The organism is Pseudoalteromonas sp. CO348 (genome assembly GCF_004208845.1).
Lineage (GTDB): Bacteria > Pseudomonadota > Gammaproteobacteria > Enterobacterales > Alteromonadaceae > Pseudoalteromonas > Pseudoalteromonas maricaloris.
Map to the genome: position 1 here is coordinate 214,552 of NZ_SGPI01000012.1, position 24,486 is coordinate 239,037.

The window sequence follows — 24,486 nt, forward strand, 5'->3', positions numbered from 1 at the left end:
AGGAAATTCGATGACGATTGAACTGAATATGGCGGGGTTACAAACGCTTGTCGAGACTACCCTCACACCACTTAAAGACTATCATGGTGATTTGTTACCTTGGCGCGGGGAAATAGTAGAAAGCCGTAGCTTCGCATTGGAGGGGATAACCGCAAGTGTTACCGGTGAAAGTAAGATAGAGCTTATCAACGCAAGCACTGTTATCGATGAAGACGGTATTATTGGTGAGCAAAAAGAGGTTAATGCAGATCTCGAACCTACCACAACACTTACCTATAGTGATGAGGTGTGCTGGATAAAATACAGCACACACATTGACTTTGATCTCACCGGTGCCTCCAAAGCGGAGCTGCTTGGTATCAATATAGATGGGCAGGCGCAATGTAAACTAGCAGCCTACCTTTGCCATCAATCACATGAAGCTGTGGGTCTTGCCTTAGGCCGCGACCTTGCAGCTATGCCGGTTATTTTCGATGTTGAGGATGTTAAGTCACTTGCACCTAACAATGCATTGATGATGGAAACGGCAGGGGCGTTAACGGTGAGCGCCAATTTTAGGTGGTCAGATATAATCGCGCAAAATCTCGATATGTTTAGCCGCTGGTTGGATCAAGGAGAATTACTTGATATTAACCTTGATTCGGCTTCGAATGTGGACCTTAATATCGAGATCCGTGGTGGCTTTCGTGTTGTCTTTTCTAAACGCTTAGATAAACCACACCATACTTTCCTCGCAATTAAAAAATCAACATTGTCGAATACCGCTTTAACAATCACTGGGGGAGTGAACGCCAAATTTGCCGACCAAACCGGATTTAAGCAAGCTTATTCGAGTATTTTGACAGGGATATTCAACGCACCTCTGGATAAGGTTGAAGAAATCCTCTCACTCGTCGCAACAGAATCACCCGATGAAGCGCAAAACGACCTGATCTTAAGATTAAAAGATCGCTTACAGCTTGATCCACTAACGGACAGTTTAGAACGACTTCAAAGCGAGCTGCTGACCATTAAAAAAACGGTGTTAGCAAATATTGAAACAGCTGCAAAGCTAAAAGCCGAGTTAAGTGTTAAGTTTGAATACACGCGTTTATCCAGTCATCAATCGCTGCTTGAGGCGAAATTAACTACCAAAGGCCTAGAGCAGGTGCATCTTGATGCGCTATTTGGGCGGGTTGGTACTATCACTCAGCATAGTTATCAAGATGAAATCGAGATAGAGCGCTTCTTCTTTCAAACCAGTACTGAAATCAAGCAAGCCTATGGATTCAATTTAGGCTTTGGTGCTTGGTCGGCCATGAGCCGTAACAGCTATTCATTTAAAACCATTGAAACAAGAGACAAGCTAAATAGAGTGCAACTTGCTACGCTTGGAATGCGTGGTTATCAAGATGATATTAATGGCGATAAATGTCATTACTACCTCAGCTTTGATGCTCAGATGGTGGCCTTTTCAACATCAACGCCTCCTAAGCTACGCGAGTTTACGCTGGGTCTGACGCTCGTACATGAACAGCAAGAGGCGAGTGTGACCAGTAACGAGCTGGACCACTTGGTCGATGATTTATCGGTATGGGGCATGATCCCAGAGTTTGAATATGAGGATACAAAACACCGGTTGAGCGAGATACTCAAAGATGCCGATAATGTGCGAATCGTTAAAACCTTAAACCTAGACCATGACGCGTTTATTCAGCTATTACCTTTATTAGGTCAGTTTGATAGTCGAAGACTGGCCATCTCGCTTGCCGCTGCATTACCCATTAATCATAAAATACTACCTGAGCGGGCAACTATAGAAAATCGAGTGAAATTATATGATGCGATTTTTGAGGCATTGTTAAATTCGCAACTTAACTCTCATAACGAAGTGGCTCTGGCGACATATCAATATCTCAAAGCAAAAGGGTGTCGAAAACTTGCAGGAAAAGAGCGGGATTGGCGCAGGCTAGGTGCGAGCAAATTCCAAACCCTTGCAGGAATAGTCGAGTTGCATCCGCGGATTTTGCACGACATTAAAAACCTATGCGATGGTTTTGCACAACTTAAACTCTCTTATCACCAAGAAGGGGATTATTCTGTGCTTGAACAAGCATTTAATCTTTTTGATGACATGGGCGAACATGGATTCTATAACCGCTTTTTCGCCCATTATGTATTGCAATGTACGCGCACTTTTCCTCAGGCACAAAATGGCACCAAAGTGACGGTGAAGCTAGAGTTTGTTAAAGACGGTAAAGAAATTGATGTGCTTTGGGGCAAGCGCTAGGGGGCTATTGCTCTCGCTTCGCTCTAAACTTGAACAGCCATCACTCTTCTTTAAGATCATTGCTTAATTTTCTCTTCAGTTTCGCTACTGCATCATGTTGGCAATCTAAGCCCATATACAAGTAACACATTGTAATTGTGGGTGACTTTTATTTGTTGGACTTACGGTCGGTTAGATAAAACGAGATCAGTCCATGTAAAGGCGGTTTGTATCCATATGAATGATGTAGTTACTGACAAAGTACGGTTTACTTTTAAAAACCATCCCCAAGGATGTGCTGAAGAATTTATTGTTGCTATGGCAGTAGGCGATAACATTTATCAAATAAAAGGTGCCCCGCTTTTTGCTTTTGGTGTTAACTACGGCGACCACGTTTTGGTTGCACCAGATAGCGAAGGTGCTTTAGAAGTTATCGATATAGTGGCTCGAAGTGAGTATCGTTCTTTGCGGATCCGCTTTACAAACGAGTTAGAAAATGCCAAAAACATAGAGCTGCTTCAAGAGCTTATTCTATCTGGCGTGGAGAGCGAGCAATTTGATGATGGGCGCTTTGCGTTGACGGTTTCACCGCAAAGAGAATACGAATCTTTTATCGATATCTTGCATTATTATCAGGAGCTTGGCGTATTGAAGTATGAACTTACCGGCGAGCCCCACGATAGCTTCGATGGTAAAAGTGCATAGCTAAGGAAAATTACCTAATTCTTCTCAAATTCAGTGGCTTAGTGTTCAGTTTTGTGTTTCACTTGGAACTTTAATAGGCATGGTAATTTACTATCGTACTTAGTTTAGGATAATGGCGAAATACTAAGGAAACACAAGGATGGCTGTCAATTTTGTTGGAGGATGTTTATGTGGGCAGATCCGTTTTACCGCGATTGGCGTCCCTCGTAACCCTCATACCTGCTCATGTAAAATGTGCCAAAGACATAGCGGTGCACTAACCGTTGCATGGGTAGAGTTCGCAAGTGAAGAGGTAAGCTGGGATGGGCCTGGCGGTGCGCCTAAGGTGTGGCGTTCTTCGGATTATTCATCGCGCGCTTTTTGCCCTGAGTGTGGTAGCACATTAGGTGCAATAGATGACGCGCCTGTCATTGCATTAGTGCTCGGCGTTTTTGATGCCAATAGTCGTAAAACCCTAGAACCCAAATCCCATTCTTATATTTCAAGAAGGCCAAAATGGTGGTGTATAGGATGCAATTAGTCTCTGTGCCGTATGTGAGTAAATTATGACTTATTACGTTATCGAAGATGCGTCGTGGCCTGAGATCCTAACGCTACAAAATCAGGCGTATCATGATGTTGCGCCGGAAACTGTGGATATCCTAAAAAGTAAATGGATGCGCTCGCCAAAGAGTTGTTTTGTTTTTAAACAACATCGAGCCGTGGATGCCTATTTACTGGCGCACCCTTGGTACGATGAAAAGCCGCCGAGTCTGTTTACATTATACCAATCTACCTAAATACTTGCTCAATTTGAAGGAGCAAATCTGACGCTAACTGTGTTAAAAATTTCTTATTTAGAACAACTAAATAGCAAAATTTTTGCCTTGTTATCGACAAGATTTTCTTGCCTCAAAATAGAGCACTTAATTCAGCAAATTGGTATTACTTCCTGAACAGCCACCTAGTTCGTCGTTGTTTCTACATGACCTAGTTGTTTCACAAGCCGTATCTGGGCAGGGAATTGGTGCCTTGATGATTAAACGCTTAGTTGAGTTGGCGACCCAAATGGGGTACTGTCGCATTCGGCTCGTGGCTGTACAAAATAGCGTAGGGTTTTGGTTGAAACTAGGCTTTGTTCCAAAGCCAACTAAGGTATGCAAAAGTTATGGTGAAGATGCGCAGCTGATGGAAATGAAAGTGTAAGGTGCGCCAGCTAAGCTTGGAAGTTATGAAAGTAGCCATACGGTAATTTACGATGATAAAAAAAATAGTAATTATATTCTCGCTGCTGTTTGCATCTAGTCACGGCAGTGCCGATGAATTAAAGCCATTCACAAGCGATGGTTGTAGTGCATTTCCTGATGGTACTTTGGCGCAAAATGAACTGTGGTTGAGCTGTTGCACGGCACATGACCTTGCCTACTGGAAAGGTGGTACCGCTATAGAGCGCGAAAATGCCGACATTGCCTTGCAAAAATGTGTTGCTGCGGTAGGTCAAGAAGAAGTGGCAACCTTGATGTTAGCGGGTGTGCGACTTGGTGGGTTGCCTTATTTACCTACGCCATTTCGTTGGGGGTACGGGTGGTCTTATCCTAGACGCTACGCCGAATTGACCGCTGAAGAGATAGAGCAAGTAAATAAGCAGATGGCAAAACTAGCATTAGACAAAAAATAAATTGACGCAAAGTCAAATTCTGTATATTTTCTCCGCGATGTTTCAATGAGGGCCATACAGTCAACTCGTCAACCCAATATTAGGCAGATCCTCACACGCATTAAGTGCCTGTGATTTTAACCTTTTGTTCTGAATTTGGGAAACGGATAAGACTGCATCAGCCGCTGTTTATAGCCGATGTTGCGTCCCTTTTTTCCGCTGCTCAAATTCCTTTGATTTGGGAAATTCGCATGGCTGAGCCAAGTGCAATTAGCATCATTCCCCCAGTCGTCGTATTGACGCTTGCAATTATCTTACGTCGTCCTATCTTGTCCCTTGTTTTAGGGGCGCTTGTAGGACTCGCATTGTTAGACCCTGCCACCGTATTGGCAAATTTTGCTGATGCTTCGCTAAAAGTGATGGGCGATGAAACCATCGGCTGGCTTATTCTGGTATGTGGTACGTTTGGTGCTTTGATAGCGCTGTTGGTGCACACGGGCGGTGCCTTAGCATTTGGACGTAATGCCCTGAAAATGGCAAAAGGGCCAAAGTCGTCTTTGCTTATGACCTATTTTTTAGGTGTGATCATTTTTATTGATGATTATCTTAATGCGCTGACGGTTGGTGAGACGATGCGCCGCGTTACCGATAAGTTTAAGATTTCTAGGGAAATGCTTGCCTATGTAGTGGATTCAACTGCTGCGCCTATCTGTGTTTTAGTACCACTTTCGACTTGGGCGGTGTTCTTTGGTGGTTTGCTGGTTGACAACGGTGTCGCAGGAGAAGGTCAGGGGATCAGCACGTATATTCAGGCCATTCCTTACATGCTGTATGCTTGGGTGGCTGTAATTATGGTGCCACTGGTGATATTTGGTGTTGTGCCACTATTCGGCCCAATGAAAAAAGCAGAGCTTGCAGCTAAACAAGGGCAGCCTGCGCTTGAGCAGGTTGATTTGGAAGAAGTACATACACCGGATCACTATGCTGCAAAAGCCATTGAGCAGGAATTTGAACAAGCCGACACTCAAGGTAAACTGGTTAACTTTTTGGTGCCCATTGGTTTGCTGGTGGCGTTTACGGTGTATTTTGACATTGATGTATGGAAAGGCTTGTTAGCGACTTTGGCAGTGACTATCCCATTTTATATGGTGCAAAGGTTGATGCCGCTTGCAGACATGCTTGAGCAAATGATCAATGGTTTTAAATGCATGCTACCTGCAATAGGAACGGTTATCGCCGCATTTATCTTTAAGGATGTGTGCGATCAGCTGCTATTGCCACAATATGTGATAAATGCACTGAGTCCTTATATGACAGCTGGTTTACTGCCTGCGATGGTGTTTTTATCTATGGCTATTTTGGCCTTTGCAACTGGCTCTAGTTGGGGGATCTTCGCCGTGACTATTCCTATCGTGATGCCATTGGCCGTTGCTGTAGATGCTAATATTCCTTTGGTGATAGGCGCGTTGTTGTCGGCATCATCATTTGGAAGTCAGGCGTGTTTCTACTCGGATTCTACGGTATTGGCAGCCCAAGGCTCAGATTGTAACTTAGTCAGTCACGCCATCACTCAACTACCTTATGCGTTGATTGCGGCTGCAATTGCCTTTGTTGGTTTCTTGATTATTGCTTAATCGCAAGTACGTTTTAGGGTTAGTTTTGCTAACCCTTCGAAGCTAACTTCCCAAAATACTTACTCTATTGCTCAAGTCTTGCTAGGCTATATAACCAGACTCTAAAAGTGTAAGGATAGCAATGTCCACACCTCGCAAGTTGGCCGAAAATTATCGCGAACTGATAAGTAGTATCGGTTTCTACCCCTCTTTACTTGCAGTTGCATTTTTTATTTTCGCGCTCATAACCACGGCACTTGAATATGCAGCTCCTATCAGCAACTTTAAGGAGCTTATAGCGATTGTACTGGTCGACAGTGAAGAGAACGCACGAACCATTTTAAGCACGCTCGTGGGTAGTATCATCTCATTGACGGTATTTAGTTTTTCAATGGTGATGATTGTGCTGAATAATGCCAGCGCAGGGTTATCACCTAGAGTACTGCCGGGCCTTATCACCAGAAAGTCGCACCAGCTGGTATTGGGGTTTTATCTCGGGAGTATCATTTATGCCATCATTATGCTGATAAACATTCGTGGCGTAGGCAATGGTGAAACTGGGATCCCGGCGTTAGGGGTTTTATTTTCGCTGGTGTTTGGATTGATCTCTTTAGGCTTTTTTGTGTTTTTTATCCATTCAATCTCCCGCGCCATACAGGTCGATAATGTGTTAAATGATCTGTTTAACAACACCAAAAGTGAGATGAAGAATATTATCACCAAACAGCAAGAGCAGCCTTTTAATAACTTTCCTGACTTCTCAAGTTGGCATAACCTACCCAGCACAGAAGAGGGGTATTTTAAGGGAGTACACAGTGACAAACTGTGTGCGTTGTGTGAGCAACATGACTTAAAAATATATATTGCAGTTAAACAAGGGTTTTTTACCGTTAAAGGCTACCCGTTTCTTAAGTGCAACAAGGATCTTAGCGAAGATGAGGCGCTACATGATGCGTTACTTAGCTGTTTTATTTTTTATGTCGAAGAGTACATCAGCGACCATTATCGCTATGGCTTAACACAAATCTCGGAGATTGCAGTGAAGGCCATGAGCCCAGGCATTAATGACCCCGGTACAGCGGTAAAGGCGATTGATATGCTGAGTATTTTACTTATCCAGCGTTTGGATATTTGCGATGTGAACTACTCCTTTAAACACGCTAAAAATGAGCCGCTTTTATATATTCACGAAGCGTCTTTTGATGAATTACTGCATGATAATTTTACTCCGATAAGAAACTATGCAAAGACCGATGGCTATGTCATGGTCAATGTGTTGGAAGCGTTTAAAAATATACTGTTTCGCGCAAGTGCGGATCAACACGCGACGGAAAGCTTATTTAATTACTTAGAGGCCATCATCGACGATGTGCGCAATACCATCACTAATCCGTTTGATCGTCAACGGATCATTGAAATGCTCGAGGCCATTGAGAAAATCAATGGCGACAAAGGAGAAGCGCTTATTACACAATTTACACGAGAATAAGCGTGAACCTTTTTAATTCAGCGCAAGCTTAGCAAGACCGGCGGCAATGGCAGAAAGAGAGAGTAGTCTCAGTAAAATGATAGCAATATCAGAGCTGCCGCCTGCAGACGTATTTCGATAAACTAAGGGATAGTCAAAGAATATAAGCAAGTAGAGTAAGTCAAAAAAGCCGATCCGGGTGCCATTGAGTTCTACTTTTGTACCATCTTTTAATAAGATTTCGGCAAAGCATAAATTGGCCGTGGTTTTTATTCTTCCGCCTTTGCGGTCGTTCAATAGCAAGTAATGAAAGGTGATTTCAGTAATGTCTTCTCTAGCAATTTTTTGCGTACCAGTTACCTTTGTTTTTATCGCTTTGGGCGAAATGGTTAATTGGTTTTTCGACACATCCATCACCCATTGAGAGCCAAAGCCAAATTTTTTGTACAGCATGACTCTTTTAGTAAAAAAGATAATTAAAAATGCGATTAAACAAGTAGGAAAAGCAATATAGCGTGGGTACTCACCATCAATAAAGGACGCTGTGATAGCCAAGGCAAAGACGAGTAATGCAAATAAAAACTCAGCGCCACCGGAAAGCATGCCCAGCGCAGCGATAGATTTGAGTGATACTTGAGAGTTATCGTTCAATTCATTTTTGTTTTTTAGAGTCACATATTTGAACCACACTTTATCCGTGAGTGATAAATCGAGTGTGTGTTTGGCTAAGGACAAAGGGCACCTCCTTGGTATTAATAAAAGCAATGGTCCTGGTCCATTTATATCGCATTTCCATGAAACTTGGAAATTTTTCAACTGGTTGCGTTGTGTTTTGACTAATAGATTGGTACTTTTTTGATTACCAATTGGTACAATTATGGGAACGTTTGGGAAGCGGAATATATGATCCAAAAATTAAACAATCGCGATGCGTCGATGGCGAGAGAGATTTTCAATGTATTTCAACGCTCATACAAAGTAGAAGCAGAGTTAATTGGGGCGAGTTATTTTCCGCCTTTATCTCGAACGATAGAAGATATATGCGGTGCGACGAGTCACTTTTATGGATATTTTGAAAATCAAAATCTTGCCGCAGTCATTGAAATTGTCATTTTTGAGAAAACGCTAGAAATAGATAGCCTGACTGTCGATCCCAGTTATTTTCGCAAAGGGATTGCGGGTAAATTACTGAATTTTGCTTTAACGGAGTTTGATGCTGCAAAAGTGATTGTTGAAACTGCGACCGCAAATGCACCTGCGATAAAATTGTATAATAAGCATGGTTTTGTTGAGTACAAACGCTGGCTGCCCGCACATGGTATTGAGAAATTAGCGCTGGCGGTGGGTGTTTGTAGCTAATCGGATAATTAATGCCTTTCTAGCAGCCAGTTTTAGCGCTAACTGCGTTGAATTTACTTCCAATAGCCAGCTAAGTATAAATTGTCATGTAAACTTGATGTTACCCAATGGTTGGTATGTTATATTGTATCTAAATTGGTGCAAGGTTTATTTTATGATCACAATAACGGATGGACCACTTCATCTTTACCAAGTGGAGCAAGGTGGTATTTTGGTTACAGGCATTTTGGCCGAGCTTGACGTTTCAGCGTTACCTGAGCAAGCAATTTTGCCTCACGAGTCGGTTTCGGTTTCCCATGCTATGGCGCTGAAAAAGCGTGTTCAGAGCGAGAAGTTGCTGTTACCCCCTTGTCTTTTGGTCGGAAAACTTGACTTGGATGAGGTGCGATGGCAAGCGGAATGTATTGAAACTGCGCAGTGGTACAGTGATTGCGGTGAGTGTACTCATCGCCTCTATGTTGTTGAAAGCCCTTACGTGCTACAAGAATTCAGGCAGCAGATCTCAATGCACCAGCAATGGCTAATTGCAGATGGACATCACAGGATGTTTGCAGCAAGCCAACGTCATGCGCGTCAATCTCGGATGATGGCATGGTTAGTTCCACAGCAAGATGCGGTGATAACGAGTTTCGCGGTGCAGGCATCTTACACACAAGCTGTAGATGTTACCAAATTCAAACAGCACCTTAGCAATTTTGATATCTGTGAATCCTCGGAGACTGAGGCCGATTATACTATTTGGTTGGGGAAAGCTGCTCTATATTTTGTCCTACGACGCGCGACAAGCGATTCTTATCTTATTCAGACCCAGTTGCGTAGAGCACTGCAGTCACTGCCAGCGTTTGAGGAGCTGTGGTCTAAAAATAAAGTTGAGCTGAGTGATGACGCTCATGTTGTAACAGCCATCTGTCGCGCTCCCCAAATTGAAGACATCTTTGCTGCTGCTAAAGCAGGTAAGTACTTTCCAGAAAAGTCGACCTTATTTACGCATAAGGCCGACAGTCAAGTACTTTACCATTTAAATCAGCAGGCAGCTTGTGCTTAAAAGCCCTCACAGAGGGCGATACTTACAACTGTTTAAAGGCTTCAAGCACCCTAAGGTTTTGCTCCGGAAGCCCGATGCTTACTCTCACAAAATGATCAAAACCTGATTCTAGCCAAGGTTTTATCATTATTCCTTGTTGCAGCAGCAAAGATGCGACATGCTCAGACGGCTGCTTGACATCAATAAATAAAAAGTTTGCTAGACTTGGCGCGACAAAATAACCCAGCTCAGTGAGGGCGGCGCTGAGTTTTTCCCTCTCGCGATTCGTTTGCGTGACCGTGTCTGCCAAATAGGAAGGATCTTGTAGTACCGCGATCGCTGCAAGTTGTGCTAGTCGATTTACATTGTAAGGAGTACGTACGCGGTGCAGATAATCCGCCAATTGTGCATTTGCCATTACGCCGTAGCCCACTCTAAGCCCTGCAAGACCATAAGCTTTGGAAAAAGTCCGTAATACCGCGTAGGGGCGGGGCTGTGTTTGAAGTAGCGTTAAGCTGTCGACAAACTGTTTATGGCCTTGGGCGTACTCGCAGTACGCTTCATCAATGACGATAACCGTATTGAGCGGACAGGCATCAATGAGGCGCTGCAAATTATTGGCATCAAACGTACAACCTACAGGGTTGGACGGGTTGGCAAGCATAAGCATTTTTAAGTCTGGGTGATGTGCGATAGCATCGAGCCAATCATCAATTCGATAGGACAAATCGCTTTGCATCGGCACCTCTAGTACCTTTGCCCCCATCATATTGGCGTAAATCCCATGAAGCGCAAAGGTAGGCTTAGCCACTAACACTTTATCACCTCGACTGAGAAAGGCTTTGCAGAGCATTGAGAGTACATCCTCAGAGCCATTGCCGAGTACAACTTGTTCTCTGGCAACGTTAAGTTTAGTTGCCAGCTGCTCGCTTAGCTCTGTGCATTGGCTGTCTGGATAGCAGCTAGCGGTATGCAACTGTGCCTTAAAAGCATTAAGCGCTGCAGGGCTCGGCCCTAAAGGGTTTTCATTCACTGAGAGGTTTATCATATTGGAGTGGAGATTACGCGCTGTTGCTTGCTCAATGGTTTGTCCTGCACCATAGGGCGGCAGTGCAATAACTTCTTTGCGGGCTGGGTTTGGCATTGTCGTTGTCATGCGTTTTGCTCCTTGAGTAATGTGGGCTCAAGCAAACGATTAGCCCTATGATTAAAAAGCCAGATCTCAGATAGCGCTGTGACCGCAAGGCCTAACATTAAAGCGTACCAAACGCCCAAAATCCCCAAAGAGAAAAACTCTTGAAATAACCACGCACCGGGAAGACCAATGCACCAATAACCAATTAAAGACAGCATTAAGGTACTTTTAACATCGCCAAGTCCACGCAGGATACCGAGCCCGATATTTTGCCATGCGTCAAAAAATTGCAAAAAGGCAGCAATAACGAGTAGCTCTATGGCAATAACAACGACGTCGGAGTTTTGTAATTCTTCTGCACTTAAAAATGGCAGCAGTACAAACTCGGGTACGAATAAATAGATTAAGGCGAAAACAGACATGACCGCTGCACCGCAAATAATGCCCAAATTGCCGATGCGTTTCGCATGGTGAAAGTCCCCCGCAGCATTGGCTTCGCTGATGTAAATAGAACAAGCAGATGAAATGCCGGCAGATACCATAAATACGATGTACACCATTTGGCTTACCACGTTGTGGGCGGCTAACGCATTAACGCCGAGTGTTGCCACAAATAACGCAAGCACGGTGAAAAACCCAGCTTCAAGTCCGTAAGTTGCGCCAATTGGCACGCCCATTTTCCATGTTTTGCTAAGTGCTTCGCGGTCGGTTTGCCAAAACTTTATAGTGAGGTAGGGGCTGAGTACGTCATCGCGCTTGGCAAATAGTATAAACAGCAAAAACGATAAATACAGTACGATGCACGTGGCGGCCGCAACCCCCACAAAACCGAGTTGTGGTAGACCAAACTGACCAAAAATTAGGCCATAGTTGAGCACGATAGTGAGGACAACAGATACGCCGGTTATCAACATCAATGGCCCTGGCCTTTTCAACCCAACACTAAAATGCCGTACGCTTTGAAACCAAAAACAAGGTAATAGGCCCAAAGCGACAACGGTTAAATATTGGGTCGTCAAATTGGCAATTGCCTCGGATGTACCGATAAACCTTAAAAATGGCTCTATGGCAAACATCATGGCAGCGAATGCCAGACCCAAAAATGTTCCGATAAGCATGCTGGCGTTAAAAAGAGGAGTGATCTGATCTAGTTTAGCCTTGCCGATTGCATCAGACACCAAATTACCCGTTGCCGTGACTACGCCCGTTCCCATGGTTCTAAATTGATTAAAAATACCAATGGCGAGGCCGCCAGCAGCCAGCTCTAACGGGCTCAACATCCCGAGCATGATAAGATCTATCGTTGCAATTGCCACGTAAAGTAGATTGGTCAGAATAAGTGGCCCTGCGAGCTGGCTTACTTTAAAAATATCGGTGCGTGCTGAAGCTACCATAGCGTTACTTCCTCCACGCTTTCTTGTGTGATGGCAAAGTCTGCAACCGCTCGTCCGAGCGCCACGTCAGTAATGATCATGCCGCTGTTATAGACAAAGATAATTTCATCAGGGTGGGTGCGTGCTGGCTTTTCACCATTTAGTATGTCCGTTAATGTCGCATCAACGGCAGGTAGTTTACCGTTCTCGTCTAATAAATCGTCTCCGGTGACCTTCATTTGTTCTGCATCCGTTGTGAGCAATCTATCAGCTCGGTGTAGCACTGGTTTTTCGATTCCATAGCCAACTAAAATCACCACAGCGCCGGGTTTTAACCATTCATATTTAATGTTCTCTTTGGCGGACAACCCAGTAACGGCAAGGATCACATCGGCTTGTCTTACTGAAGCTTCTAAGTCTTGTGATACCGCAACTTGTCGCTGTGGGTGATGCTCCTTTAGTTTTTGCTGAACCGCTTCCAAACCTGTTTGATAGCTGCCGTGGACGGTTAGATGTGTGAGTTGTGGTAATGCCGTGACGAGCATAGGTAAAGCGATTTGCCCTTGAACACCTGTGCCTACAACCAACGCATTTTTAGCATCTGAATGAACGGCATATTTTGCAAACAAAGCGGAGGTGGCTGACGTGCGCATAGGACCTAGTTCTTTTACATCCATGAGGGCCACAGGGTGGCCTGTGGCATCATCGCAAAGGAAGATAAAAGAGTAAAACTGATATTGGTTACGGCTTCTGTCAGGATCGTATTCGTAGACCACCTTAAACCCTACGGTATTACTTGCAGCATCGCGGCCAGCCATACTATAGGCAATGGAGCGGCCATCTTGTGGCGTCATAATCACTTTGAGTGGGTTTGCAGAGTCAGGGTGATGCAGTGAGCGAAAGGCATTTTCCACCACCTCAATGACTTTACTATAGGGAAAATCAAGTTGCGCCAATCGGGCTTCATTTAGTATCGGCAGAACAGTTTGTTGGGTCATGGTTAGGCTCTCGCGGCAGGTTGATGTTGCGTTAATAGGTCATCGAGCTCTTGCTCGATGTTAATGTCGATAAGGTCGTGTTTTGCCATCCAATCATCATTGAATACGGTATCGAGATATTTCTCGCCACCGTCACAAACGAGCACTACAAATAAGCTATCGGCGGGGGCGGTTTTTAACGCCTGTAGCGCTTCGTATATAACTCCACCTGCCGAGCCACCGACCATTAGGGCGTAGTGCTTGGCAAGGTATCTGGCGGTATTAAACGCTTGTTTGTCAGATACCTTCACGCCTTTGTCGATAAGTTCATACTCAATTACAGGACCTATCTCAGCGCCTTCCGGCGTCCCCGTTCCTGATTGATGATAATTCAGTCCAGGTCCACCGAAGATCACAGAACCCACAGGTTCAACCCCAATCGTTGTGAGTTGATGACAACCTAAATCCCGCAGAGCCCTTGTTGTGCCGCATAGTGACCCACCTGTGCCAACTGCACCGACAAGGTGGGTAATGTGTTCACCAAGTTCATAAAAGACCTCTTGCGCAAGTCCTGTATAACCGCGACTATTGGCAAAATTATTGTGCTGGGCGGTCCAAAATGCGCCTTGCTCTTTTGCCAGCTTTGCGGCCATCGCATCGCGAATATCAGTCGATAAGCTGTCGTCTCCGGCTTCGCTAACACAGATCACTTCCGCGCCAAAAGCTTTCATATTGCTGATTTTCTCTTTTGCCGCATGGTTATCTACAAGAGCGGTAAAGCGATAGCCACGCTCAGCTGCAAGCAGTGCAAGACCAACACCGGTATTGCCGGAGGTTGACTCAACGACCCAGCCCCCCGGCTTCAGTTGGCCGCTGGCTTCTGCTTCATCTAACATAGACTTCGCCATTCGGATCTTAGCGCTACCGGTGGGGTTAAACTGCTCAAGCTTAAGATACAGTTTGCTACCGTTTGGTAGACTTAAAAACTGCATTAGCGGGGTATTACCTATGCTTTGCGATACCCTTAAATAAGGGGTTAGGTGTAATGTCGAGGCGAGCGAATGCTGCGCATTTATGTTCATAAATAGGCTCCTTTACGTTGTGTTGTTGGGTAACTTTTAGCTAAGTAGCTGCCAAGAAAGTGTCTTGTTCTCCCACGTTACGGCGATTTTTCGTGGCAATGGCATAGAGTGAAATTCGGATTCATTTGAATCCATTTGATATCCTGCGGTGTTGAGGTAAATCATGAGGTCATCGCGTTGTGGTAGTTGCGACAAGGGAATAAACCGCCAGCTTAGCATGTCGCTATCTAGGCAGGTTGCACCGCCAAAAGCCACGCGATACGCTCCTTGTTTGCAGTTTGAATGTGCCGTGAGTAACATCGGACTTGGCAAGTATTCACTTTCAAACCACTGTTCTGACAGCGATAAGCTTGAGCCCGAAAGTGTAGCGATATGGCAGTCAGATGTGCCTAGGTATGGCTTTGTCCCTTGCACTTTAAACAAGCTAATGCCAGCCTCATCGAGCAGTGCCCGGCCAGGCTCGAGCATCAGTGTTAGGCTCCTTTGGCGTAATGCCGCTAATGCGGTTTGCCCATGTGCGTTCTTCACTGCCAAAATAGCGTGTAAGGTGTCCGCAGGGCTTTGCTCATTATGGTAGGGATAAAACCCTGCAAAGGTTTTACCTGCAAAAAAGCATTCAAAGTCCAAGGCTTGTTGCCACTGCTCATTTTGTAGATAGGAGACAGGCAGGCCACCGCCAATATTCACTTTTGATGGCGACAGTCCTATTTGCCTAGCCTCGTCTATCGCATCGATTAAAGTATGGATGCTCTGGCCACGTGCTTGTTGGCAGTACCCGCTTAAGTGGCAGCTAAATCCTTCTAAGTTTACCCACTCCTTGTATTCTCGGCACTGAGCTAATAATGGCGTAAGCTGGCACAGTGGACTGCCAAAGCGTGAGGTTTTAGTTGGTTGTGTTTGTAAACGTAGTAGCACTCGCGCTGGGCGCTTTCGCTGGCGGGCCAGTGTAATGACCGAGCTTAACTCAGCACTTGAGTCAATGGCGATAAGCGCTTGATGTACAAGTGCTAAGCTAAGCAAGGCATCTGATTTATGCGGACCGGATACACCAATTTTTACCCCTTGAATACCACCGCTTAGGGCAAGTTCAAACTCTTGCACACTAGCCACGTCTATCCCTATATCGTGATTAGACGCGACTTGAGTAAAGCATTGGGCTTTGTTGGCTTTTTTGGCAAAATAAATCTCATGCTCAAGCCCGAGTGTTATAAAGTAGGCTTGCAGGGTTTCGATATTTTCCGCAAAACGCTGAGGAAACACTAAATGTAGCGGCGCTCCCAATGCTGCCGTCCATTCAAATAATTTGGCTTGGTGCTCCGTTAGCAGGCTTTGTGTTTGCGGATGCAATTTTGCAGTGAAGGCATCACTCATACGACTAACACCTCTTTGTTATTTGCACTGTCTAACTTGTTGACGTGGCGTTTTGCTATAACGAGCAGGCCAACGGCTAGTAGCAGCAACCAGATTAATGGCGTGTAGTTGTTCACAGGTGTGGCAAAGTCATTGCTAAATTGAGGAATATCCGCAAGATCCGTGAGCGTTGGCTTTGCGCTACAACCCTCACAAGGTGCAAAATCGCCTCTTTGATTGGCTTTGGCAATTTCGTTGGCAAAGAAACCTTGTAGTGCTTGATGATGAGCTTCAACTTCTTCCATGAAGGCGTGATGACGTGCTAATCCATTGCCCGCTAAATCAACCAGCAGTGTTTGTGCGATGAGTGCGGGGGAGAGATACTGTAGCTTTTGTGCATTATGTTGCTGTGCTTGTTGCGCCGTAAAAAATCGTAAATCTTCGGCCGCCATTGCGCGTTCAACAGAATTAATCGTAGCAATTTTTTTGGTTGCGTAATCGCTGGCACCACTGCCATTTTTTGCAAGCTCTGGATGATCTTGAAAATACTGAGCTAAGGTCTTTTCACTCGCTTTTTGGGCATCGTCACTGGCGGCACGCAGGCTATCTATATAGTGAATTCGTGAAGGGGTTGGGTCGAGTAATGCGATGCTGGTATTGACCAAAGCTGGAACCACAATCACCAAGGCAAGCCAACAGGTGACTAAGGTAGCTGCGTTGTTTGCTGCACTTTTAGCTCTGCTATTTACCCAAGCGGTTAAGGCAATCCAAAACCCAGAATAACATAGTGCGATAAGGTTATAGCTCAGCAGTTCAATCACCCCTAGCTGCTCTCGTATTGTTATTAAAAGCAGGCTACTAATACTTAAAAATGGCAGCACAATTAACGCGCTTCGCAGCAATAATTGATAGGTCAGAAGGCGGGTCGCACTGCCTCCTTGAAGCATCAGTAGTCTTAGCTGCCCATCTTGGCGTTCACTTGCCAAGGCATTAAAGCAAATGCCAATAATGAGCAATGGCAGTAAATAGACAATCACAAAACTTAAATCGAACTGGCCTAACAACAGAGATAGCGGATGAACATAGTCATATTGATGAACGATGTGCTGTTTCTCTTTGATTAGCATCTTAAAATAGTAAGGTAATACGTCGGCTTGCCCTGTTGCGATTGGCGACGTTGCAAGCGGGGTGTTGGTGGCGTAATTTTGCATTAAGTAAAAAGCCTGTCCGCGCAGGTCGTATGGGTCTTCCCACCATTTATAGTCTGCTGTGCTGGCGAGTCTCTCTGGTAATCCAGCTTTGGCATCTTGGATGGCCTGTTGCTGCATTTGCTGCGCGGCAAGCACCACATCATGCTGTTTTTTAGCAAAGTAATGGGCGTTAAAAAATGCCACTAGTGCAAGCATGGTGGTGGTCACAAACAGCGCGAGTACGAGCTTTTCTCGCCAGAGGTTTTTAAACTCAGTAGCTAACATTAAGCGTTTCATCTTTGCTCCTCCAAGCGCAGTTTTTTAATCGCGAAGAAACTCAATAACACCAGCACAATCAACCAAAAGCTCAGGCTAAACAGGCTGATAACGTAGTGAGGCAGGTAACGAATGAAATTGGGGTATTGGAATGCGAACTTTGGGATCTGCTGCCATAATTCCTCGCCCGCGGTGTAATGTCCGTTCGCCTTGTGACCGTGATCTCTTTGATTAAAGTTAAGCACCTCTTGCATCAGGCGGCGGTGCTGCTCTGCCGCATTCTCAAATGCTTGCTGGTGGGTAAAGTCGCTGGCGGCGGTGGCCATCGACAGCGTTTGTATCGCGATAAACGGCGTTAACATTCCTGCAAGTTGATAGCTTTGTGATTGCGCTTCTAGTTGAGCTAAACGCGCTGAAAATAAGCGGTCAAAGATTTTATCAGCGTATTGTTCACCAAATTGGAGTTGCGCTCCGGCATAGTCAAAGGGCAAGTCTTCTACATTGCTAACACCATATTGAGTCAATGTTTGCTGTTTGAACTTTGCGATTGCTTCAACTCGTGCTTCGGTATAAACCTCACTTTCAAGCTTTGCTTGAAACGCTTGACCTGAACCTTGAGGATGAATGGTGGTCGCGATATTCATCGCCAGTTTTGGTAGTAAAAGCGTTGTAAAGGCCCAAATGGTTAATAACGTGATCAATGCGCGCCTAGCCGTTGGGAGTAAACTTGAAAGCGTGGTGGTGAGTAACGACCAAAGCAATAGGTAAACCAAATAAAATAGTAAAAATAACCCACTTCTGAGTGTATGAGGTTCTGTGCTTGTTACTTGGCTATAAAGTAAAAAAATCGCAACAGGCAATAAAAACAAGCAAGAAATAGCAAAAAGCAGCGCACATTTGGCGATAAACAGCTTTGCTGGGCTTGCGCCCGATGCGAGTAGTTGTTTTAGGGTGCCTTGCTCACGCTCTCGGGCAAGTAGTGGGTAGCCAATTAATATAATCAACAGCGGCAGTAACACTTGCAGCACAAAGGCGGGCGATAAGCTGCCAAAACGTGACATTGGCAAGTTATCTTGCGCACTTCGAAACATACTATCGTTACGAATATGAGCCTCAAGTCTCAACACATTCCCTTGATATGCTTGTAATCCCGCGTCGAGTGCAGCCAATGGGGTGGTGGGTTTGACCACATAAATACCGTAGTGGGCGGCGGAATGGGGACCTTTTTCACCTTGATTTAACCAGCGTAATTGCTCTGATTGGGACACTTCCGTGACGGCTTGCTGATAGCTTTGGTGGCTTTTAAAACCGGTCAAGCAGGCAAGCAAGAGTAGTAATATTGCAATGCCCCCAAGCCAAAGCGCTTGTCCCTGCCGCTTGGTATCGAGCCATTCCTTTTTTAATGTCGTTTGAAACATCAGACACCCACCTTGATATGTTTGAGGTAAACGGATTCAAGTTGGACTTCTTGCAGTTGTTCATAGACTAAGGTATCGACTAATTGCCCTTGATTGATAATTGCCACGCGATGGGCATCTTCTTGAGCACGGTATAAGTCGTGGGTCGCCATTAAAATCGCGACGCCTTGCTTTGCTAATGACTGAATGAGCTGGCTAAATTCATGGCTGGCTGAAGGATCAAGACCTGATGTGGGCTCATCTAAGATCAATGCCTTGGCTTGTTTTGCAAGGGCAATGGCTATGCCCACTTTTTGTCGCATCCCTTTTGAATAGGTTGCAACGGGTTTATCTACAGCGTGACTTGGCAGTTTTACTTCACTGAGCAGTGTGCAAAAGGCCTCGTCGGTCTTTTCTATGCTGGCCATTTGGCTGAAATACGCGAGATTCTCAAGTCCGCTAAGTCGCGGATAGAGCGCGACTTGTTCAGGAATATAAGCCAGTTGCTGCCTTGCCGTTACTACGTCATGCTGTGGATTAATTCCAGCGATGGTGATTTCTCCGGCTTCCGGTTGTAAAAAGCCCAGTAAGCAATTAATCGTGGTGGTTTTACCCGCACCATTTGGGCCTAGCAGCGCTAGAATTTCACCTTGATGTACGCTCAAGTTTAATCCCTGTAACGCTTGGTATTCACCAAAGCGCTTTTGCAGGTTATTGATTTGAATAACAGGTGTAGTCATAAATTATCCTTAAAAGCTCACGCTTAATGAGGCGATAAAGGTGCGGCCACGACCGGGAGCGACTCCCCAATCTATGCCTTTGGCACCGCCAGATAGCCAATATTCTTTGTCGAACAGGTTTTCGGCCTTGAGTCGTAGCGTGGTGTTAATGTCAGTAAAGTGGTATTTAGCGCCCAAGTCGAAGCGCGTGTAGGCTGGTAGCTTTAGCGTGTTATTGACGTTTTGTTCGCGCTCACCAACATGGAAAATACCCGCATTGATGCTTAACGCCTCCCAAAATGGCAGCTGATAGTCGACATAGAGATTTGCTTGAAATTCAGGCACATTGGCTGGGGTGTTGCCATTAAGCGCGGGCTCGCCGTCAAGCTTATCTAAGCTCGGGTCCATCAAGGTAATGGATGCTACGGTTGCAAGGCCGTGAGTAAATGAACCACTGGCATTGAGCTCAATACCTTTATGTGACTGGACACCGTCTTGCACGAAATAGTTAGTAATGTGATTGTGGTACTCCAACATTTTTTCTATTTCGAAAATGGCCATCGAATAGTTCATGGTGTCCGTTTGGTATTTTATGCCAGCTTCAATTTGTTCGCTTTCTTGTGGGCCGAGTGATTCGCCCTCGTTTATTGCACCGCTGCCGATGACTGCAACACCACCTTCTCCCGCGCCTTCTGAGTAACTGGCGTAAAACGCGAGCTGATCGCTTGGGTTGTAGTTAAGACCTATGATGGGAGTATTAAAAGTTCGGTCGTCTAGCGTGGTTTTAGTTTGGCCAGGTAGAGTTTGCTCTTTTTTGTATTGAATATGACGCAGCCCTAAGGTGGCATAGAATACATCGTTAAAGTGCAAGGTATCTGTGATGAACAACGCGCTTTCAGAGGCTTCAGTTTTAGTTGGTTCTGGATAATCAGGGAACTGCGGTTTACTGCTATGAATTGGATTGAAAATATTGCCAACGGGGTTGGATAACTCAAACCAACGACCATCCTTTGACTCATAATCACGAATGCTAACGCCGACGACTAGCTCATGTTCAATTGCAGCGGTGGTAAGTTGACCGCTGATAAAACTATGTGCGGAGAGTGTGTCATACGTTTCGTCTGGGGTAATGTGGATAGCGGCAGACAGCACATTGCCTTCTGTATCAACCGAGTAGATATCAGGAAAAACGGTAAACCTATCATTACCAGAAAGCGCAGCTTGGTTTACCCATTGCCAGTTGTCGTTCAACCAAAAATCAGCACGTGCGGCAAGGTTATATGACTCGGTTTGATACTTTGCCCAAGGTTGTCCGAGCAATACATCACTGGTGTCGACATAGGGCGGTAATATTTTACGGTCAGGATCATTGGGGTCGCTGGCAAGTCCTATCAAAGGCTGTGATACGGTGCTTTTGTCTTGGTAATCGCCGTCTAATCGGATAAATAGGCGATCAGAGACTTGCCAATCCAGTGCTGCACTAAAGAAATAGCGCTCTAAGTCATCACCACCGGTAAAGTCACCGTTTTTCTCTGCTGCTGCATTAATACGATAGCCGAGTGTTTGCTCGTCGGAAATTGGTCCACCGAGGTCGATGTGTAAATACTTTCCTCCACGGCTACGTACTTCTGTTGTGACATCCAAAAAGGCGTCCATGGTTGGGCGCTTTGTCACATAGTTGATGGTACCGCCGGGGTTGTTAAAGCCTGATACGAGACTTGACGGGCCTTTAACGATATCAATGCGCTGAATATTCTCTAGCGGTACATCTTGGTAGGGGGCAAGCGCTAAACCGTCGCGTCTTAGACCGTTGGTCCAATCTAATTGAAAGCCACGCAGACTAACAAAGTCGAAAACCGTACCAATTGAGGTATTTTGAACAGAAGCATCGTTGGCAAGCACTTCGCCTAGCGTTTTTACTCTTTGATTGCTGATCAGTTCTTCAGAAAATGATTGAATGGAAATAGGAAGAAGCTGCGGATCTTTCATCCCCAATGCCGAAGCGTTCACGTCTCTCGTGCTGTAAAGAGGCGCGCGAGTGCCATGCACATCAATTGTTTCAATGGATTGTTCGGCAACACTAAGTGAAGAATATAAGCTACTAAGCACGCTAACTGTCAGGAGTGACCTTGTCATTTTGTTATTCCAACTGCAAAAACGAATGTGAAAAGAACCATCATTTATTTGATACAAATGATTATTTTAAAAATGTTATAACGTAACGATCTTAATCATGTTTTTGTGTGCTTGAAAAGAGGGAAGTTATTGCTAAAAGGTTATCTCTGGATCTTTTTGTTGTAAAAAATAGAATAAATGTGGGTTGTTCAAAGTAACAGCTTTGTGTATTGATAAAAGTATAAGTCTCAACGAGTGTTATTTTTATAAATAAAAATCGTTCTCATTAATTTGTTTTTAAAGTGGGTGAGTTGATTTTTTGTTGTGAATTTTTGTATAAAAAACAATGTGAAAGTTTGTAAATGGTTTGCGTGTTATTCAGTACATCGAGCTTAATCTCACTGAATAACGCCGAACATATGCTTAGAGAAGTGTTTGCTGCTTGATAAAGGTAACGAGTTTCTCGGCAATGTCTTGATGTTCCGAAGCGGTTGGATGCCACACACAGCCTTCTAATGGTGAGTCGAAAGTATGACTGTATAGCTTAGTGATATCTTGCTGATTAAGCCTTGCAATTGCATCGTGAGTTGCTGGAATAATAAAGTTATATGGATATGCTGGACGAGGCATATAAATAATGGGAACCGCAGGATATCTTGCACGCAGCTGTTTGGTGAAAACGACCATTGTTTCTACCCACTGCGTTTTGACTTCATCAATAGTTTGCCAAGGCTCTGCAGGGGTTGGATCGGTACTAAAGTCATTGGTGCCTACTTCAATGATGATAAGCTGTGGAAACTTATCTTCAAAGTCAGTGTTGTCGGTAAATACTGCTGACATTTTGTCATAGTAACTACGCAGCGTATGATGTGGCTGATTGCCACCCCAATTTCGAATTAAGCCTAAACCTGAGTATGAAACTTGGGTAAAACTGGCACCCAACTGTTGTGCGCTCATATATGGAAATGCTTTACGCGCGTTACTTAAATCAAGAATTTCACTCCATTCACACTGTCTTTGGGTGGACTCACTGCCAAAGCCTGCGCTAATTGAATCGCCAATAAATAAGATATGGGGCTGTGGCTGCTGGATTGAGTCTAATTTTCCATCCACATCAACACTTAGGATCTGGGTATTGTGTTCGTAGTGCTCCCAGCGTTTAACGAGTTCAATGGTGACGGTTTCTGCCTTTGCGCTCTCAAATAGTGTGAAGGTCTCAGCGACTCCATTGGCGTTGGTCTTTAGCTTTTTTGTGAATTTGCCATCGATCAGTACATCGAATTGATCGCCGTAGCCCATCAACTCGATATGAAAGGCACGGCCAGTGAACTTAGTATGCAGCTGGCTACCCGGCCAATTAAAACTCACACTGCCATCGGCATAGTTTTTACTGACGCGTCCTTCATAATGAATCGCATGATGGGTCGCTGCGTGATTTGCGGCACTGGCTACGCTTCCAGAAGCTAATAAAGCCACCGTAACTAACGTTTTTAACATGTTGTATTCCTTGTAGGGTTATTCATTGAATAATGTAACTGGTTTAAATGGGTTGTGAGTGAATTTAGGCTTGAAAATTATTCACTTAAGAAAGGAAAAAATAGAATATATCACTGGCAGGAAGAGGGTTGCTCAGGTACATTACTCTATGTAATCAGGTTAAGGAGAGGTAGCTGATGACGATTGTAGAACAGATAGTTGCTCGGAATATAGAAGCGGTTATCGTATATGAATCAGAGCAGGTGATTGCGTTTGCCGATCATGACCCCATAAATTTTGGCCATATCTTAATTTGCCCCAAATCCCCTTATGAAACGCTTCTTCAGGTCCCAGAATCCATACTGGCTGAAATCCACGGCGTTGCGCGTGACCTTTATGTGCGAATTGAGCGTAAATTTTCCCCAGATGGGATTACGTTGGTGCAAAACAACGGGCACTTTAACGAATTGAGCCACTATCACCTGCATATTTTCCCCCGCTATAAGCGAGATAGTTTTGCGTTTGGACGTGATGAACTCAATATTAAACCTCAAGAGGTTTTGCGTACCTCACTTGAGGGGTTATAGATGCTCGGGGAAGTATTAATCAAGGTTGTTGTAACGCTATTGCTTTGTATGTCACTCGTCTGGACTTTGTTGCCTTGGGCATTTGGATTATTAAATTTTCAAAACAAGCATGGCTACCCACTCTACAAAATTGGCCGAGTGTGCTGGTGGGTAATGGTTGCTATGCATCCCGTATTTGCTATTGGTATTTGGTTTTTCGATGCCAGTTTAAGTAAGTTAATATTTAGCCTAGCTGCAATGCATTTCTTTTTTGGGATAACGTTTGCCAGAAATGTAAGCACGCAATAAATCAAAAGGTCATAAGTGAAGATTACCATCAATGCTATTCAGGGCGAGGATGCAAATGCCATTGAAAGGTTAATGCGCGAAGTTTCAGAGGCTGACGTCTTACCCCATTTTTCGCAGCTTGGAAAAGATACTTATTTAAACGAAATATTACCTGAAGTGACTCAGGTGATGCGCAACGCCAATTTTGTCGGTGCCAAGGCGTTGTTAAACGGTGAGCTGATTGGATTTGCTTTATTAAGAGATGGTAACTATCTCACCCATTTATTTGTTGCCAAGTCAGCCCAAGGTAAAGGGATTGGTCGGCGACTATTAGATACTGTGCTAGCGAGTACAACCGCAGCTCAAGTCTCATTGTGTTCATCGCTCAATGCAGCACCTTTTTATCTTGCGTTAGGATTTCAGGCGACAGGGCAAGAAGCACAGAAAAACGGTATTAGATTTATTCCAATGAGGTTAGATCGAACTTAA

24 protein-coding genes are annotated in these 24,486 nt (G+C 44.7%); 13 read left to right on the forward strand and 11 right to left on the reverse strand.

The features are described 5' to 3' along the window. Positions 1–10: 10 nt before the first annotated feature. The 8 genes from EXT48_RS05550 (at position 11) to EXT48_RS05585 (ending at position 7,691) form a co-directional block, all read left to right on the forward strand. On the forward strand, positions 11–2,269 hold the full coding sequence (locus EXT48_RS05550; protein ID WP_130163812.1) for a hypothetical protein: 2,259 nt from the start codon (positions 11–13) through the stop codon (positions 2,267–2,269). 216 nt (positions 2,270–2,485) lie between these two features. After that, on the forward strand, positions 2,486–2,953 hold the full coding sequence (locus EXT48_RS05555) for a DUF4265 domain-containing protein (protein ID WP_130163813.1): 468 nt from the start codon (positions 2,486–2,488) through the stop codon (positions 2,951–2,953). Positions 2,954–3,092: 139 nt separating this feature from the next. Continuing rightward, complete coding sequence (locus EXT48_RS05560; protein WP_069018651.1) at positions 3,093–3,473, forward strand: GFA family protein; 381 nt, start codon at positions 3,093–3,095, stop codon at positions 3,471–3,473. 25 nt (positions 3,474–3,498) lie between these two features. Continuing rightward, the gene (locus EXT48_RS05565; RefSeq protein WP_240703349.1) at positions 3,499–3,732 is read left to right on the forward strand and encodes a hypothetical protein; all 234 of its coding nucleotides are present in this window, start codon (positions 3,499–3,501) and stop codon (positions 3,730–3,732) included. Positions 3,733–3,907: 175 nt separating this feature from the next. After that, positions 3,908–4,138: a GNAT family N-acetyltransferase gene (locus tag EXT48_RS05570; protein ID WP_240703350.1), complete on the forward strand. Its 231-nt coding sequence runs from the start codon at positions 3,908–3,910 to the stop codon at positions 4,136–4,138. A gap of 52 nt (positions 4,139–4,190) precedes the next feature. Then, entirely contained in the window at positions 4,191–4,610 is a 420-nt protein-coding gene (locus EXT48_RS05575) for a hypothetical protein (protein ID WP_130163815.1), read from the forward strand. Between the two features lie 230 nt (positions 4,611–4,840). After that, on the forward strand, positions 4,841–6,223 hold the full coding sequence (locus EXT48_RS05580; RefSeq protein WP_039497221.1) for a Na+/H+ antiporter NhaC family protein: 1,383 nt from the start codon (positions 4,841–4,843) through the stop codon (positions 6,221–6,223). A 121-nt stretch (positions 6,224–6,344) separates the two neighbouring features. Continuing rightward, on the forward strand, positions 6,345–7,691 hold the full coding sequence (locus EXT48_RS05585; protein WP_130163816.1) for a DUF2254 domain-containing protein: 1,347 nt from the start codon (positions 6,345–6,347) through the stop codon (positions 7,689–7,691). Between the two features lie 12 nt (positions 7,692–7,703). Here EXT48_RS05585 and EXT48_RS05590 read toward each other — a convergent pair whose 3' ends face one another. Beyond that, positions 7,704–8,582, reverse strand: coding sequence for a hypothetical protein (locus EXT48_RS05590; protein ID WP_240703351.1), 879 nt, complete (start codon positions 8,580–8,582; stop codon positions 7,704–7,706). Between EXT48_RS05590 and EXT48_RS05595 the strand changes: the two genes are divergently transcribed. Together EXT48_RS05595 and EXT48_RS05600 are read left to right on the forward strand one after the other, a co-directional pair. After that, complete coding sequence (locus EXT48_RS05595; protein ID WP_130163817.1) at positions 8,574–9,029, forward strand: N-acetyltransferase; 456 nt, start codon at positions 8,574–8,576, stop codon at positions 9,027–9,029. The two genes, EXT48_RS05590 and EXT48_RS05595, sit on opposite strands and share 9 nt — an antisense overlap. Positions 9,030–9,183: 154 nt before the next feature. Beyond that, a complete protein-coding gene (locus EXT48_RS05600; protein ID WP_130163818.1) occupies positions 9,184–10,074 on the forward strand; it encodes a DUF1015 family protein in 891 nt (296 codons plus the stop codon). A 22-nt stretch (positions 10,075–10,096) separates the two neighbouring features. On the opposite strand, the gene hisC is transcribed toward EXT48_RS05600, so the two are convergent. The 10 genes from hisC to EXT48_RS05650 all read right to left on the reverse strand — a co-directional run bounded on the left by hisC (position 10,097) and on the right by EXT48_RS05650 (position 23,164). Then, the gene (gene hisC, locus EXT48_RS05605; protein WP_130163819.1) at positions 10,097–11,209 is read right to left on the reverse strand and encodes a histidinol-phosphate transaminase; all 1,113 of its coding nucleotides are present in this window, start codon (positions 11,207–11,209) and stop codon (positions 10,097–10,099) included. Continuing rightward, positions 11,206–12,582, reverse strand: coding sequence for an MATE family efflux transporter (locus EXT48_RS05610; protein ID WP_130163820.1), 1,377 nt, complete (start codon positions 12,580–12,582; stop codon positions 11,206–11,208). The genes hisC and EXT48_RS05610 overlap by 4 nt, the downstream gene beginning before the upstream one ends. Next, positions 12,576–13,559 carry an ornithine cyclodeaminase gene (locus tag EXT48_RS05615; protein ID WP_130163821.1) on the reverse strand — a complete coding sequence of 328 codons (984 nt, stop codon included), beginning with the start codon at positions 13,557–13,559 and terminating at the stop codon, positions 12,576–12,578. The genes EXT48_RS05610 and EXT48_RS05615 overlap by 7 nt, the downstream gene beginning before the upstream one ends. Positions 13,560–13,561: 2 nt before the next feature. Next, positions 13,562–14,620 (reverse strand): cysteine synthase family protein, encoded by a 1,059-nt coding sequence (locus EXT48_RS05620; RefSeq protein ID WP_130163822.1) that lies wholly within the window; start codon positions 14,618–14,620, stop codon positions 13,562–13,564. A gap of 36 nt (positions 14,621–14,656) precedes the next feature. Then, positions 14,657–15,991, reverse strand: a complete 1,335-nt coding sequence (locus tag EXT48_RS05625) for an alanine racemase (RefSeq protein WP_130163823.1) — start codon at positions 15,989–15,991, stop codon at positions 14,657–14,659. Continuing rightward, complete coding sequence (locus EXT48_RS05630) at positions 15,988–17,457, reverse strand: DUF3526 domain-containing protein (RefSeq protein WP_130163824.1); 1,470 nt, start codon at positions 17,455–17,457, stop codon at positions 15,988–15,990. Before EXT48_RS05630 ends, EXT48_RS05625 begins: the two co-directional genes overlap by 4 nt. Beyond that, complete coding sequence (locus tag EXT48_RS05635) at positions 17,454–18,854, reverse strand: DUF3526 domain-containing protein (RefSeq protein WP_130163825.1); 1,401 nt, start codon at positions 18,852–18,854, stop codon at positions 17,454–17,456. The genes EXT48_RS05630 and EXT48_RS05635 overlap by 4 nt, the downstream gene beginning before the upstream one ends. Then, a complete protein-coding gene (locus EXT48_RS05640) occupies positions 18,854–19,573 on the reverse strand; it encodes an ABC transporter ATP-binding protein (RefSeq protein ID WP_130163826.1) in 720 nt (239 codons plus the stop codon). The genes EXT48_RS05635 and EXT48_RS05640 overlap by 1 nt, the downstream gene beginning before the upstream one ends. A 9-nt stretch (positions 19,574–19,582) precedes the next feature. Then, positions 19,583–21,688: a TonB-dependent siderophore receptor gene (locus EXT48_RS05645; RefSeq protein WP_130163827.1), complete on the reverse strand. Its 2,106-nt coding sequence runs from the start codon at positions 21,686–21,688 to the stop codon at positions 19,583–19,585. Between the two features lie 402 nt (positions 21,689–22,090). Beyond that, a complete protein-coding gene (locus EXT48_RS05650) occupies positions 22,091–23,164 on the reverse strand; it encodes an SGNH/GDSL hydrolase family protein (RefSeq protein WP_130163828.1) in 1,074 nt (357 codons plus the stop codon). Positions 23,165–23,340: 176 nt separating this feature from the next. On the opposite strand from EXT48_RS05650, the gene EXT48_RS05655 reads away from it, so the two are divergent. From EXT48_RS05655 to EXT48_RS05665, 3 genes are read left to right on the forward strand one after another with little or no spacing between them, the layout of a single operon-like run. Beyond that, positions 23,341–23,730 (forward strand): HIT family protein, encoded by a 390-nt coding sequence (locus tag EXT48_RS05655; protein WP_130126093.1) that lies wholly within the window; start codon positions 23,341–23,343, stop codon positions 23,728–23,730. Continuing rightward, the gene (locus EXT48_RS05660) at positions 23,731–24,018 is read left to right on the forward strand and encodes a hypothetical protein (protein WP_130126094.1); all 288 of its coding nucleotides are present in this window, start codon (positions 23,731–23,733) and stop codon (positions 24,016–24,018) included. 15 nt (positions 24,019–24,033) lie between these two features. Then, positions 24,034–24,486 (forward strand): GNAT family N-acetyltransferase, encoded by a 453-nt coding sequence (locus EXT48_RS05665; RefSeq protein WP_130163829.1) that lies wholly within the window; start codon positions 24,034–24,036, stop codon positions 24,484–24,486.